Genomic DNA, 15,726 nt, shown 5'->3' on the forward strand with positions numbered 1-15,726 from the left:
TCATCTACCGCAACTCAATACTCATAAATTGGCTGTGCGGGTCCAACACATAGTCAGCAAAGGGTTCGCAGTATCCAAAGCCAAACTTTTCATACAGGTTACGCGCGGCCTTAAAGTAGTCTTCTGAGCCGGTCTCTAAACTGATTGTTTGATACTGGCGAACGGTTGCTGTGTCTATTACATGCTGTAACAGTTGGCTTGCAACACCTGACTTTCGAGCAAACTGTGAGGTTCTCATTGATTTCAGTTCAGCATGTTGTGCATCAAGCTCTTTAATCGCAACACACCCGAGCAGTTGGTTGTCTTTCCAAGCGCTGAAAAAGGTAATTTCTGGCGACTTAAGTCCATCCAGATCCAATGCATGAACGCTTTCAGCTGGTGACGTGGCATACATATCGGCAAGGTGTTCTTCAAGCAATTCAACGACCTCCCCACCCGACAAGTCATCAAGCTTAATTTCTATTGATGTGCTGCTTTCCATTGCTGTTCCGTTTCCCATTGAATCCTGTGCTTTTATTTCTGGTTTCATTACCTCAACTCTCCTTGTTTAGTTCGCTTATTTAGCTTGAGTGATTTGGCTTTAATTACTGGCCTGCTTTCCTGATTGTTTCCTTTTCAAGAACTCTGTTTGAATCAGTAAAATTACTGATTAATCATGAAATTATAAATGCCATACTGACCTTACCTAGATAGCATATTTTTCTTATCTAGTCTCTTCATAAAAGTGTTCCACAATGCCTGTGTGGTCACTACGCCGAGGAACAACACCTGTTTCAATTTAACGAATAAGTAGCCAGGTCGATATGAGCATTCAATTAGATTTAACCACCACGACACCCTGCCAGAACTTCGATTCCGCGCAAGGGCGCATGACACTGCAAAATCACCGAATTATTGATGTCGACAACGAGATCGCTCAGATCTTTGGTTACCGAACCCGTGAAGAGCTGTTATTTAACGTTGAATTTGTTTATGCGTTAGTTCCTGACAGTTACCAAGAGCTAGCCAAGAAACGTTACTTAGAGGCCATAAAAGGCAAACTAAAAAAAGGAAAATTGTACACCGATATTCCAGCCAATGGCCGCAACATCTCTATCTTTTGTCTATCACACATTATTGAACTCAATAGTAAACCCGCCCTCCAAGTCACTATCATCGACATCACATCCGTAGTCGAAGCTCAGCGCAAACGTAACGAAACGGATCGCATGTATCGCAAGCTACTTAATACATCGAAACAAGGGATCCTGATCCATAGAAACTTTAAACCTTTAATGGTCAACCAAGCATGGGTAGAACAACAAGGTGCTGACTCAATAGAGCAAGTACTTGCGATGGACTCCATCCTATCCATCGTACCTGAAGATCAGCGTTCAACGGCCATCAGACGCTGCGAGAACATTCTCAATGGCAATACACCCAACTTTAGTTCCGTGGTGTCTAACCAATGCTTTGATGGCACCCACAAATACTTCAACCTCTATGACAACGTGATTAACTGGGAAGGTGAAGACGCCATTCAAGTGATCCTTGAAGAAGTCACCGATAAAGTATTACTAGAAAGGGAATTACTGCATCGAGCGATGCATGATGACTTAACGCGTGTGTTCAATCGTCGTGCTATTTACGATTGGCTCAAGAAGCCGGTAAATCAGCATATGGAGATGTCATGTCTGTTGATTGATATTGATGACTTCAAATCGATTAACGATCGATTTGGGCATACAGTGGGTGACACGGTGATTAGGCACTTAGCAGACACAATTAAAGCTCACATTGAGTTGTTAGGTGGTGTAGTTGGACGTTGGGGTGGCGAGGAGTTTATTGTGTTCATTCCAAAAGCGAAATCTGCCCATACCAAAATCATCAGCGAACGAATCTGCCACACCTTCAATCAACATACCTTCTATGGCATTAATCGCCGCGCTTTTACAACGAGCGTGAGTATTGGCGTTACCAACCAGTGCTTGTGCCACTCTGCCAACACCATTGATACACTTATTCGTGTTACCGATGATGCACTATATCGTGCGAAAGCGAATGGCAAAAATCAAGTCTCGATCAACGATGATGTGGTTTGCTATGAAGCACTAGCTTGATCGCAGTTCCCTGTTCTCCTTCATGTTCCTCTGGCTCTCCTTCATAATCCACTGGCTATCCTCCATAACCCACCAGCTCTCTTTCATAATCCACCGCCTTTTTAAGCTTGCGCTAAATGAGTCGGCTAACCGTACAAATTGAGCACAGCCACACATAATTAAAGTACAGCCACCGAGAATTAAAGCACATAACTTGATCGAATATTTGATTGCGATTTCGACATTTCGGTATATGATGCGCCACCCTCATTATATCAGCTAACGCTGTAGGCACTTATGTCCGCCAATATGTCAGCTACTATTTCTTCCAACGCACTTTATACCGACCTATCCGGTTACTACGATTTAATGTGTGTTGATATTGACTATCAAGCGCAAAGTAACTGCGTACGTAGGCTACATCAAATTTTCGGAAATGGTGGAAAGACTCACCTCGACTTAGCTTGTGGCACTGGTCCACACGTTCGTCACTTTATCGATTTTGGTTACCAAAGCAATGGACTCGATCTCAACGCGCCAATGCTAGATATCGCTCAGGTTCGCTGCCCCGAAGCCAATTTCTCAGAGCAAAACATGAGCAGTTTTGAAGTGGCGGAACCTCTGGATTTGATCACCTGCTTCTTATACTCAATCCATTACAACGATGGTTTCGAGAAGCTCAAAGAATGTGTTGAGAGCGTACATCGCGCTTTAAAACCAGAGGGGATTTTTTGTTTTAATGTGGTGGATAAAGACAAGATCAGCAATGATCTTTTTGTTCGACACACCACCAATCTTGAACAAGATGATTTCACGTTCAGCTCAGGCTGGTATTACTCTGGCAAGGGTGACAAGCAGGCGTTAAAACTCAGTATCGAAAAAACGACTGCTGGTGAAACTCAAGTGTGGAATGATGAACACCCGATGGTGGCATTCTCGTTTAAAGAGCTAATCGAGATATTGAAGCCCTACTTCGAGGTTAATATCTTCGAGCACGATTACGACAAGCTGATTCCTTGGGATACCAAATCAGGTAATGCTCTGATCGCTTGTGTAAAAATCTAGGTAAGTCGATACAAAACGAATTAGCCAGATTCAAACACAGACAAAAAAGAACCCACACTCGCCGTACTCTTTATCGAGCATCCAGCCAGTGTGGGTTCTTTTGTATCAAGCTATCGGTTACTGAACTCTAAATTAGAAGTCCGCTGTCATACCTACGTAGTAAGTACGTGGCTCTTCAACATAACCCATGCTCTCTAGCTCTTGTGATACCGCTTCGTCAGTCAAGTTAGTAATGCCTGCGCGTACTCTAACCGAATCATTAATGTTGTATACCCCACCAATATTTAGCGTAGTGTAGGCTTCTTGAGTCAAATCAGTTTCGATATTACGCTCACCTCGGTAACGCGCACTAACAAAGGTGTTCAGGTCGTAAGTTGGGCTCCAGTTCAGTTTAACTAAACCCGAGTGCTTGTAACGCTCAAGGAGTTCTTCACCAGTAGACTTATCTTCAGTGTCTAAGAAAGTGTAGTTACCAGACACGCCCCATTCATCCGTTATTTGGAATTGGCCAGTAAGCTCAGCACCTTGAACCACAGCCTCAGACACATTGGTATAAGTACGTTTGCCTTTCACATAGCCAGTTGAGCTAGAACTATCAGCACACCCTTTACCCGATTCAAACATTCCGCCGTTCTCGCAGTAGGTTTCGTTACGATCAATAAGGTCGTTGATTTCATTGCGGAACAAGGCACCTTCAACGTTCCAACGAGGTTGGCTGTATATCGCTGCAATCTCATAGTTCCAGCTCGTTTCAGGCTTCAGGTCTTCATTGCCATATAAATCACAAGCACCTTTACAACTGTTAACTGTGTAGTCGGTTTGGTTTTGAGTCAATGTTGGTGCTTTAAATGCTTTACCCACGCCACCCTTAATGATCAGGTCATTCGTTGTTTGGTGCACCAAATACACACGAGGACTGAACTCTTCACCGTACAATTCGTGCTTATCTAAACGACCACCGATGGTTGCTGTTAGTTGTTCAGTCATCAGCCATTGGTCTTGAACAAATAACGCACCTTGATACGCTTCTGATGTGCCATTGACCAAGTTTTCTTTGTTGGTTAATTCGCTCAACTGATAGTCCATACCAAACGTTACGGTATGACTCTCACCAAGATAAGTCGTCGCTGATGCTTCTGCTATTTGAGTTAACTCTTCTACGTCACTGCTGTAGTTATTACCCAGATCAGCCGCATCATTGTCAGTCACATTTTCGCGTGAGTAGCGAACTTGTGTATCACCCCAGCTCCAAAAGCCACTGTGCGTAATCGCTTGGCTCTGACGCACTACTCGTGTGTCAGACTCAATCACAGACGATACGTTTTCTGCAGATGATTCACGTTCGTCGTCACTGTAACCAAAATCGAAATCAATGGTTTGGTTGTCTGTTGCATTCCATGTCAGGCTCGCGAGTAAGCTTAATGTCTCTCTTTCTTCTAACGCAGTAATGTCTGAACGATCGTAACCAGAGCTATGCGTACCAGAATAGGGTTGCCAAGCATCACGGCTAGTTTGGTTAACAGATAGGCGAGCAAACAACTCGTCTTCAATTAACGCGCCCGATGTTGTGAAGCCCATCGAATACTCTTCTCCACCATCACCGTCTAACGGAGATGAAGTGTCCATGCTTAACGTAGAACTCCAATCGTTTTCTGGAGCCTTAGTGATGATGTTGATTGTACCGCCCATACCATCTGATCCGTAAAGTGCAGACATTGGGCCACGGATGATTTCAACGCGTTCAATTGAATCAGCAGGAATGGTCGATAGGTCGAAGTCGTTACCTCGGATGATGGCACTCGCCGAGCTTAGACGACGGCCATTAACCATGATAAGCGTGTAATCTGAATCCATACCACGAATAGAGATCATCTGACGGCCAGCACGTGTGCTATCAAAGTCAGATTCGACACTGGTTGATTCTGCAACGATGTCAGCCAAAGTAATACCAGGACTGTCTTCAATGTCTTGAGCGGTGATCACTGACATTGAAGCCGGCGCTTGTTTTAGTGCCATTTCAGTACGAGTTGCCGTAACAACCATTTGCTCATCTGTTGCTTGCGCTTCTTCTTGCGCCAACACGTTAGCCGAAAGTGAGGTACAAATAACAGCGACTGCGATCGAAAGGGGTTTACGAACCAAAAGAGGTTTGCGAATCAAAAGAGATATCTCAGACATGATATTCATTCTTATATGTGATTGGTAATGATAATGGTTTGCATTAAACAACCAGTTACCACTCTTATCAACGAAAGTTTCATACCAAAAATTGATTCTCGTTATTCAACTTTCAAATAATTAAACCAATACATATTCATTTTAATAGCATCACCTCAATAGCATTCACCACCTAAATAGATTGGGTGTATATCTCTTTAAATAAATCACGAACCCAACGACACATAGGGTCATTATGGAAACGTTTATGCCAATAGAGATAAACATCTTCTGATGGGCTTCTGATCGCTTTGGGAACGCGTTTACAAATTAAATCTCGTTGATTGGCAGCTTGTGTCGCAAATGGTGTCGGCAAGTGAAAAATAATGTCGGTCGTCTCCGCAATATCCGCAGCAATATTGAAGTTGGACAACTGAATTGGGATCGATAGTTGGCGCTGCTTATCAATCAAACCAAGATCTTTAAATCGACTTTCAATCGAGAGCTTCTTATCCCCTTGCAGTGAGATTTGACCAAGTTGGCTATTCAACAGGTCATCAACGGTGATCTCTTTATCCGCCAGAGGGTGGTCTTTGCTCATTAATAACCGATAATCGCGACTGATTACGAACATTCGATACAGGTTTTGTTCAGAACTTAATGGCTCATGCGTCGACAACACAAAATGCGCATCACCGGATAACAGGGGCTCAAAGTGTCGTTTAGGAATCGAGTCGATATCGACAACCATACTCGGCGCTTGCTGGCGAATTTGTGCCACTACTTTAGGCAAAAGGTGTGAAACCTGAGGAACCAAACCAAAAAAACGAACCGTACTATCACTCGTTTGTGGTTCAAACACGTCTCCGTGAACCAGTTTCTCAAGGCGCGTAAGCACAGAGTTGAGGTCTTGCTTGATGACCTCTGCTTTCGGGGTCAATTCATAGCCATAAGCAGCTCGCACCAACAAATCATCGTTGAACACAGTGCGAAGTTTTTGTAGAGATCGGCTCACCGTAGGTTGGCTCATATCCAGCGCCAACGCCGTGTTGGAAACGTGCTTCTCTTCAAGAAGGTGTTTAAGAATAACGAGTAGGTTTAGGTCGACTTGGGCAAGATTCATTATGCAAATATTAACAACAGAGAAAATTCAGTGTGCGCATAGTGCATCTACCACCTCATCAATACAATTGATAATCACTCTTATTTTGATCTAGAGCAAAATGCAGAGCAGAGTTTAAGGTTAAGTGGGTTTTAAAGCTCTAAGTCAGAAATGTTTGAACGTAAAAAAGAGAGGCACAATGGCCTCTCTTTGATCGTCTACTTTATATTGCTAGCGTTGAGCTATCAGACTACAGCTTTGTCCAAGCATCTTGCCAGTATTGGCTTTCTGCTGGTGCGTAAGATGCGCTTGCACACCAAGCCGTGTATGGCCAAGGCTTACATTCGTATAGACCATTGTCGCTGCCTACCACAATGTCACCTGCTGCGTAATTTGTGCCTGCTTCATATGGCGGGTAATCACCTGGAGGTGGAGTCGTTCCGCCACCGTCTTTAACAGCGAACGAATCATTTACCATCACCATTTCACCGTCAGATGCTTTACCGACCACTTCAAGTGCATATTGCCCTTCCGCTACATCGTACAAGTCCATGGTAATAGCGCGGCTGTCCGTTAAGTTAACCTGAGTTTGCTCAACCACAGTACCTGCACTGTTGATCACCATAGCCGTAACATCTAACGCTTCATTCGATGTCAGTGTTAGGTCTAAACGAACATTGCCGTTATCTGGCGCATATTCTGACTGAAGGCCTGAAACTGCAAGCTCTAAGTCATCGCCCGGATCTGGGTTACCACCACATGAAGAGTCTGAAACTTTTCTCCAAACGCCCCACTCACCTGTTGTTCCTGGTTCTTCGCCACGAGTGTACCAACCCGCTCCCCACGTTGAACCGTCGTGAGAGACTTGATCACCTTCAACATAAACGGTGTCGGCATCCCATGCAGCAGCACAGTTAGAACCATCCGTCACAGACACTTTACGGTCAGCGGTTACAGTTTGGTTCGCGCTATCTGTTACGCTATACACAAGCGTGTAGTTGCCGATTTCATTTACATCGACACTACCAGTGTGTGTGATAGTGCTTGTTAAATCGCCATCTTCAGCATCATTCGCCGTTACGCCTGCCATAGCATCAAATGCAGTACCCAACACAACAGTAGTGTCAGACACACCATTAAATACTGGCTTCTGGCTGTAAACCTCTACCGTTCTCGCTTTAGTGGTTTCGTTGTTATCGCTGTCTTTCACTCGGTAAGTCAAAACGTAAGTGCCAATCACACTGGTTTCAACGTAACCTTCAACATCAATTGACGAAGTTAGATCGCCGTCTTCTTTGTCTGTTGCCGTTACGCCATCCATAGGGTCAAACGTTGTGCCGTGAAGAACACGCGTATTTTCGACACCTTTAAGAACTGGCTCACCCTCTACTGGTGGTGGCGTCACTTGACCGTGTACAAACGGGCCGTAGTCTTTAATAAACTGCTCGTTGTATTGTTGACCGTTTTTGTTAGTACCCATATCCCAGTTGATAGACCAAGTCATCACACCGCGCAGCGGTTGGCCTTGAGTCGTTAAGGTCTCGAACGCGTCGTATAAATCTTGAGGATCTTGCACAAAGCCAGTTGCTGCAGCATCAATGCTAGAAGGAATACCAAACACCAGCTTGTCATGTGGAATTTTGTGGAAACCGCGCGTTCCGTTGATCAGAGAATCAGAGATGTAGTAGATGAATTCTTCTTTTAATGCATCGTTGTTTTGAGCAATCCAGCCCACACCGTCAACCCAGATACCGTCGCCACCTTGGTTGTAGAACTGTGGGTTAATCCAGTCGTAATAACCTTCTAGATTATCGATATAAGGAACGTACTTACCGCCTGTCGTTAGATACGGGAACTCAGGCGCCATAGTAATAAGGAAGTTTTTCCCTTCGGCACGGTAGTGATCTTTTACTAGCTTAAGTGCGTCAGGAATAACCGTTTGGTTGTTTGCTGCGGTTACTGCTGCTTGTTCAAGGTCGATATCTAGACCATCGAAACCGTAACGCTCAGTAAGGCGGATTATCTCATCAGCAAAGGCTCTTTCATCACCCGTTTCAAGTTCTACGTGTGCATCAGCACCACCCAGCGCTATCAGTACAGAACGGCCTTGCTTGTTGAGTTCGGCAATTTGGTCAATAAATTGTTCTTCTGATAACCCAACGGTTGGGTCCAGTTTAAAAGTTGGGATTCGACCATCAGCCACATCGTAAACCTTCATGAATGACACATTCACGATGTTATACATTGGGTTTACTTCATCCAGCGTCACGCATGGTGCATTACCACCTTGGTAGCCGCCACCGTCACACCAGTTGTGCCAATAACCGACCACGACACCAGAATCTGGATTCGTCATATCTGAACCATTCGCATAAACAGCGCCAGACATTGCGGCCATGCCGACCGATACAGCTAATTGTAGAGCTTTACGTTTCAACATTAGTCCCACTTCCTTACTTAACAGCTGTGCCAATCACAACCGAACCAATTCATTGTAATCATGAATATTTATAGAGAAGTAATGGAATTTATAGGAAAAGATGACCTTTGATTTAACTTGTGATTTTAAGTCACAGATTGAATATCAGAATCAATATGATTTTGACTTTTCATTCAAAATGAAATGCTAAAAGCTGTTATTTTCGGCTGGACATATTGACCAGGCAAATATTTAATCAACCTTAATTCACATAGATAATTAACCAAAAATATAAAAAATCACCAATAGGAAAAAACGAACTTTAAATCGACAAAAATCGACAAAAATACACCGTAATTACTGACCTCAGACCAGATACCATTGCGAGTGACATCACTAAAATAGCTTGGATATAGCCGTCATGCATGTGCTAGAGATACACACGTATAACGGAATATAGGAGTGAAATTTTGTGGAATTTTGGATGTATACCTCAGGAATTTTTCAGTTGCCCCTCAGCACTAGATGAATAATATGCATCCAATAGTGAAATAAAATTCACCTTATCAAGTTCATTAAGTTGATTAATACCAGCCGCTGCTTTTCTTCCTCCACCCGTTTCAAAGCTTGAGCAAATTTCGTCTGCACCCTTTCTGTTTGATAATGGCGCCCGTAAGCTCACCGTGTAAGACTCGCCATCTTGGTTTTTCGTTAATACTGCTTGCGCTCGGTTTGGATCTTGATTAACGATTTCATTACCAAATACACCACTGATGCGCCTTGCCCACGTCTCACCTGGCAGTTCAAACACGCGTGCTACTTCACTTTCATAAACAGGAGCAAGGTTTGATAGCTGTTGACGATCATTTTGATAAGCAGCTCGTAGTCGATAAAACACAGAGTTTTTATCATCTAAAAGGTCAAATGGGTTCGGGTATTGATAAAGGGTTTGGTAGAGCTCAATTGGCGTGAAATGCAAATCGCTTAATGAAGAACCGTAACCATTGTAGTTAACCAAGGTACCTAGCTCTTCTAAAAACTCTGTTTGAGATTGATCGAATCCATTTTCATCCGCTAGCCGCGCGGCCACTGTTTTTAGGTTATCACCAAAAGCAGCCGCGATTGCCCAAGCCACATGCGCACCATTCAGCTTCTGGTTAATCAGCAAGCTCGTGCAGCTCTCTGGCGCGGTATCGATCAGAGTATCCAAATAGCTAGAGTCAGGTACCTCACCAGTTCGATGATGATCGCAATAAAATACCTTGATGTTGGCGTCTAGCAGTGAGTGCAATGCAGGCAGGTTTTTCTCCATCGACACATCTAAAACAGTAACGGATGAAACGTCACCTTGCTTGCCCGGCTCCATCATTTGAGTAACAACTTGAGAGACCAACTTAATATCACGCTTTACACCAGTAACGAGCACGCTCTCTCTTGGCTCACTTAATCGCAGCTGTAACAACGCGATTATGCCATCTGCGTCTCCGTTGAATACGTCGTAGTGCATGTTGTTCCTTTTACTCTCAATCAGATTAGGATTTAAATTTATATCTGTATTTTTACAAGCACCCTTGTTTATTATCAATATCAACTTGTTAGGTGATATAACTCTATTGAACATAGCTGTTATTCGCAGCTTGTGCTTTTAGTCACAAATTCAAGATTATACGTCATATACTTAATCACACTTCAAAACTATGAGCGCGTTCCTGCTATGGCTTTTGAAAGTTTAATATCGAACTTTGATAACCTTTTGTTCATGTACATAAAGGCGACAACAACGAACCGTTACGCTTTGATACAATGAGAGCTGGATTAGTTAGGTTTTTACTCGAATTGACTTTTATAAGCGTTTACAATGACTTTCTAGTTAGCGAAAGCTTTCAATTCAAACTACAGATCCAAAGGTACACTGCATTTCCATGATCAACTTCGAACCCAAACGCCCTTATCAAACCCTCGGTCTTATCTTGAGAAAAGAATTATCTGGTGGTCTTTACCCGATTGGAAGTCGTTTACCGCCCGAGCGAGATATTGCTGAGCGTCTATCCGTAAGCAGAGCTGTGGTTAGAGAAGCAATTATCATGCTGGAACTTGAGGGGCTCGTTGAAGTAAAGAAAGGTTCGGGAGTGTACATCGTTAACTTGCCTACCACATCAACAGTGGCACAAAATGAAGATGTAGGCCCTTTTGAAATGCTTCAAGCAAGACAGTTATTGGAAAGCAGTATTGCTGAGTTTGCTGCAACACAAGCAACCCCTGCTGATATCGAAAAAATGCGTGAAGCTCTAGAAATTGAGCGCCGAGAAATTGAAAACAATGTCCAGAATCCGGTTGGTGACAGAATGTTCCATCAGTGTATTGCTGAAGCGACACAGAATTCTGTGCTGGTCGATATTCTAAAGGAATCGTGGGAACGTCGTGAGTCTAGCCCTATGTGGAAGACACTGCATACACATATCGAGATCCAAGACTATAGGAAAGAGTGGCTAGATGATCATGCTGCTATTTTGTTAGCGATGAGACGCAAGAACCCAATCGAAGCCAAGCAAGCGATGTGGCAACATCTAGAACATGTGAAGATTAGGCTTTTAGAGCTTTCTGATTTTACCGACCCTAATTTTGATGGTTATCTGTTTAACTCCATTCCCGCTATCGCGACATCAAAAGACAATCTTTAGAAAATAGGTGACATAAAATACTTATGTCACCTGATTTTTACTGAGTGATCTCCTCACCAGTTTCTACATTGAGCTTAAAAGACTGGCCCGCATGGGCAAGTATCAAAGTATTTTCCTCAGTTAACACGTAATCTATTGGTTGTTTTAAGCAACTCATAACGACTTGATGTTGCTGCTGTTCTTCTATGAACCATTCTAGATGTTTAATATCTTTCTGAGCGTCAGATTGAACATTCCCTTTGAAACCATCACCGTCATTAATCTCACTGGTTAACTTAACTACACAAGAAGGATCACTCATCATTCCAAGATAATAAGTTTCTTGTTCATGGTGCAAATCAACACTCCCCCCCTTAATAACAACTTCGAGCGGCGTATGGACTCGCCATTGCATCGATTTGGGTTCACATAGCCTAATTTTGTCGACAATAACGACCCCGTTATCTGCAACTTGTATTATTGTTCGCACAAACGACTCACAACTCTCATAAGCATTCGCGAGATCTAGAACGACACATTGAAACTCATTGCTATCAATTCGAGTGATTACTGTTGCTTGAGCTGTTGCGCAATCTATCTTCTGACCTTCAGTCGCGTAGGTAACGTTATCGTCTAAATTTACACCTCCAAATAAGGGCAAATTATGCGCCTGCGTAGTTCGAGTCCATAAGCTATGATGTTTACTACCAAACCTATAGCCATAACTGCCACTCGGAGTAAGAACATTAACGCCATCATCGACTAATGCAACATTCCCTTGATCAGCATGGCGATGAGAACTATTGCCAAACTTACTTGCTCGGTAGTACACCGACATTTTACTGTGGGCAGTTTTACCTAACCCTGCGTATGAATAGTAGATGTTGTTCGACGCAGGGCTCACACATAGAGAAGTCTCGTCAGAAACAGGTGCCTCATTTGAAGCCATTAGCGTATTAGAAATTGTTGTATGTTGCTCCGCTATTTCAAATTGTAACTGCGGATACGTCGGTACTATATCTAATAAATGAAGCTTGTAAGTCTCAATGTTAGACTCTAACTTTTGGGACTCTAATATCGACTTCTTACAACCATACCTTGGTGCATATATTCTGAGTGGATTTTGCGCAAAGAAGCCAGGCCACTCTTTACCTTCCCTCTTGCACCAAAACCCGTCTCCAAATGGATGAATACGGTCATTACTCGCTACGAAATCCAAAGCAAACTTAACGTAATTTTTATAAAACGGATGCTTGTAGAAAGAAAAGCTACTTAGTCGCTCTACTGATAAGAAAAATGGATGATGCCACTTGGTATATGAAGATGAGTAAAATGGCCCTTCCACCCAACTGCCATCCTTTCCTCCATAAAAAGGCAATACACCTCGGTAAATCATTAAGGCGTAATTAAGCCAACGTTCACAAGTTTTGATTTCAAATTCTTTATGTAAAACAAGAGCAGCAACGCCTAAATATGCCGGTAAGCGAGATGTGTGTGAATGTCCTGGGTACTGCTTGAATCTATCTTGTTCTAAGCGCTCTTCCATTTGATAGGCATATCGAACTAAGAGCGGCCGGACGAATGAACACTCGTCGGTCGTCAGCAATGGAGACAACCAATGATAGGCGAGATACAAATTTCGCGTCATTGACAGGCCAATTTCATCTCCCCATGTACAAGGCCTTAACAGTGACGCCGGCCCTTCAGGGCTCCACTCGGATAAGCGCAATAAAATTTGGCACGCTTTATGTCCTGCCTCTTCATCACCCCACACCTTATATAGTAATGTTAGTGAGATAAGGTCGCGATCAATCCAACGTCTTACGTTAGCGATAGCTGTACGCTTCCCTTCTTCATTACCGCGGCGATAATGATTAGAATATAGAATGTCATCTATATCGGTTAGTTCAACACTATTGCGTAACTTGTCTCTTGCACTTAATGAAGCATTGCTGACTGCGTCAAGATCTTCATCGAAATACATCATGAACTGGTCTTTATTAGCACACAGTGAGAATAGTGACATAGCGTCCGGTGCTAAGTAGTTTTCTGACTCCGTCGTGATTTCAAAAACAATCCAATCAGATTTCGCTAGAGAATTGAGGCAAGTCACTCTCCAGCGATAGCTGCCTTGAGGTAGCTGAAATGTCGGTTGTAAAGGAGACTGCACCGATTGCCAATCCCATTTTTGCTCACCGTCTTTCTCTTCAAGTTCGATGTTATACGCAGAACCATACTCTCCTTGAGGCCAATTGAAACTTGGGGGATTGACTGAGGAAATTTCGTTACAAGGCGACAAAAAAACTTGGAAATCATGCGTTCTTTCTAGTTGTAGCATGTGTTACTCCTCTATTTCGACCAATGATATTGCCCTGTCTCTGCATCAATATGACCAATTTGCTTCGCTGGGGTCCCTGCAAAAATCGAATATGGGGGCACATCGGAGGTCACTACCGAATTAGCACAAATCAATGAACATTTACCGATGCTCACTCCTGGAGTGACAACAACACCAGATGTCAACCAAACACCCTTTGCGATTGTGACCTTTCCGCTTTCCAAATCACTACGACCACTAAAGCTCTCTGTAGTCGGGTCAAATACATGATTAGACGCAACGACAGAAACATGTGGCCCTACCAAAACGTCTTCACCAACCTCCACATCACCATTGATGTAACTGTATAGGCCTATATAACTTCGTGTTCCGATTTGGTTTTCACCAATGCGAATGATAGCTCCTGGAGCAACTCGAACATTATTGTTGGTGAAGCCTAAGATTTTAGCTCTCGACTCGTCATCATGTTTATTATTACTTTGTGTTGTATATAGGGTGAATTTTCTAAATTCCTCATCCGAAAGTTCACCGCCAAATTTTTGTTGTACCGACACATCGTCACCTATAAATAAAGGGAAGTAACAGTAACGACTTCCCTTATTGATTATCAATATTTTCACTGACACTAAATAAGCTAAGCCGATAATACTTCTGGATTAGCTTAATTTTGAAAACCAATATCGAATTGAAAATACATTAATTAAAATGAGACCGAGTCAATGCATACTCGACACCGCGAATCTCAGCTAAGCCTTTTAAACGGCCTATGCAAGAATACCCTGGGTTTGTTTTTTTATTTAAGTCATCAATAATTTGGTGACCATGATCTGGCCGCATTGGAATTAAATCACTTTGTCCATTATTAGTACGACGATTTTCTTCTTTAAGAAGTGCAAATATCACTTCATACATATCAACATCACCATTGAGATGAGCTGCTTCATGGAAGTTGCCGGGTTCTTCTTCGCGCTTTGTTGAACGTAGATGCGTGAAATAAATTCGATCACCAAAAGTTTCAATCATCTTCACAAGATCGTTATCGTCTCGCACACCATAAGACCCGGTACACATAGTAATACCGTTCATTTTGTTCGGTACACGATGCGTCAAGAATTCGATATCTTCAATCGTAGATACCACTCGCGGTAAACCAAGAATTGGGCGTGGTGGATCATCAGGGTGAATGGCCAACTTCACGCCATACTCTTCACACACTGGGGTAATTTCGTTCAGGAAGTAAACTAAATGTTCACGTAACTTATTGCCATCAATGTGTTGGTACTGATCCAATTGCTCTCTAAACTGCTGAAGAGTATAGCCTTCTTCCGCGCCTGGTAGACCAGCAATGATATTGGATGTTAGCTGTGCAATTTTGTCATCAGGCATGTTAGAAAAACGAGTTCGAGCAAGTGCAATGTCTTCTTTTGAATACTCTTCATGTGCACCTTCTCGTTCTAGTATGCATAGCTCAAAAACAGCAAAGTCAATATGGTCAAACCTTAATGCTTTTGAGCCATCTGGGAGTACATACTCTAAATCTGTTCTCGTCCAATCAAGAACTGGCATAAAATTATAGCAAACTGTATCAACTCCGCATTCAGATAAATTGATAATAGATTGCTTATAGTGCTCTATCCATTGAATGAAATCTCCAGTTTGAGTCTTGATCTCTTCATGAACAGGGATACTTTCGACAACTTCCCATGTAAGCGAGTTTTCTTCTATTAACTTTTTACGTTTTAGTATTTCTTCTTTGGGCCATATGTCACCATTCTTAATATGATGTAATGCCGTTACGATTCCTGTTGCCCCAGCCTGAAGAATATCATTAAGCGTTACAATATCATTTGGACCATACCATCGCCAAGTTTGCTTCATAAGTTATTACCTACTATTATTTTTTGATG

Annotated in this window: 11 protein-coding genes; 3 read left to right on the forward strand and 8 right to left on the reverse strand. The window is 42.8% G+C overall.

Annotation, left to right across the window (positions count from 1 at the left end; translation table 11 throughout):
* Nucleotides 1–4: 4 nt before the first annotated feature.
* Nucleotides 5–529, reverse strand: coding sequence for a GNAT family N-acetyltransferase (locus tag AACU28_RS17005; protein ID WP_017080698.1), 525 nt, complete (start codon nt 527–529; stop codon nt 5–7).
* Between the two features lie 274 nt (nt 530–803).
* On the opposite strand from AACU28_RS17005, the gene AACU28_RS17010 reads away from it, so the two are divergent.
* Complete coding sequence (locus AACU28_RS17010) at nt 804–2,099, forward strand: sensor domain-containing diguanylate cyclase (protein ID WP_121603290.1); 1,296 nt, start codon at nt 804–806, stop codon at nt 2,097–2,099.
* 288 nt (nt 2,100–2,387) lie between these two features.
* On the forward strand, nt 2,388–3,143 hold the full coding sequence (locus AACU28_RS17015) for a class I SAM-dependent DNA methyltransferase (protein ID WP_017080695.1): 756 nt from the start codon (nt 2,388–2,390) through the stop codon (nt 3,141–3,143).
* 132 nt (nt 3,144–3,275) lie between these two features.
* Here the strand turns inward: AACU28_RS17015 and AACU28_RS17020 are convergent, their stop codons facing one another.
* From AACU28_RS17020 to AACU28_RS17035, 4 genes are all read right to left on the reverse strand, one after another.
* Nucleotides 3,276–5,321, reverse strand: coding sequence for a TonB-dependent receptor domain-containing protein (locus AACU28_RS17020; protein ID WP_017080694.1), 2,046 nt, complete (start codon nt 5,319–5,321; stop codon nt 3,276–3,278).
* Nucleotides 5,322–5,493: 172 nt separating this feature from the next.
* The gene (locus AACU28_RS17025) at nt 5,494–6,423 is read right to left on the reverse strand and encodes a LysR family transcriptional regulator (RefSeq protein WP_121603291.1); all 930 of its coding nucleotides are present in this window, start codon (nt 6,421–6,423) and stop codon (nt 5,494–5,496) included.
* Nucleotides 6,424–6,652: 229 nt separating this feature from the next.
* The gene (locus tag AACU28_RS17030) at nt 6,653–8,842 is read right to left on the reverse strand and encodes an immunoglobulin-like domain-containing protein (protein WP_017080692.1); all 2,190 of its coding nucleotides are present in this window, start codon (nt 8,840–8,842) and stop codon (nt 6,653–6,655) included.
* A 472-nt stretch (nt 8,843–9,314) separates the two neighbouring features.
* Nucleotides 9,315–10,328 (reverse strand): DHH family phosphoesterase, encoded by a 1,014-nt coding sequence (locus tag AACU28_RS17035; RefSeq protein WP_121603292.1) that lies wholly within the window; start codon nt 10,326–10,328, stop codon nt 9,315–9,317.
* A 415-nt stretch (nt 10,329–10,743) separates the two neighbouring features.
* On the opposite strand from AACU28_RS17035, the gene AACU28_RS17040 reads away from it, so the two are divergent.
* Nucleotides 10,744–11,502 carry an FCD domain-containing protein gene (locus AACU28_RS17040; protein WP_017093887.1) on the forward strand — a complete coding sequence of 253 codons (759 nt, stop codon included), beginning with the start codon at nt 10,744–10,746 and terminating at the stop codon, nt 11,500–11,502.
* A 37-nt stretch (nt 11,503–11,539) separates the two neighbouring features.
* Here AACU28_RS17040 and AACU28_RS17045 read toward each other — a convergent pair whose 3' ends face one another.
* From AACU28_RS17045 to uxuA, 3 genes are all read right to left on the reverse strand, one after another.
* On the reverse strand, nt 11,540–13,819 hold the full coding sequence (locus AACU28_RS17045) for a heparinase II/III domain-containing protein (protein ID WP_102570881.1): 2,280 nt from the start codon (nt 13,817–13,819) through the stop codon (nt 11,540–11,542).
* A gap of 11 nt (nt 13,820–13,830) precedes the next feature.
* Nucleotides 13,831–14,373, reverse strand: a complete 543-nt coding sequence (locus tag AACU28_RS17050) for an acyltransferase (protein ID WP_102490734.1) — start codon at nt 14,371–14,373, stop codon at nt 13,831–13,833.
* A 142-nt stretch (nt 14,374–14,515) separates the two neighbouring features.
* The gene (gene uxuA, locus AACU28_RS17055) at nt 14,516–15,697 is read right to left on the reverse strand and encodes a mannonate dehydratase (RefSeq protein WP_121603293.1); all 1,182 of its coding nucleotides are present in this window, start codon (nt 15,695–15,697) and stop codon (nt 14,516–14,518) included.
* Nucleotides 15,698–15,726 lie beyond the last annotated feature (29 nt).

The organism is Vibrio sp. SBT000027 (assembly GCF_963894355.1).
GTDB classification, from domain to species: domain Bacteria; phylum Pseudomonadota; class Gammaproteobacteria; order Enterobacterales; family Vibrionaceae; genus Vibrio; species Vibrio splendidus.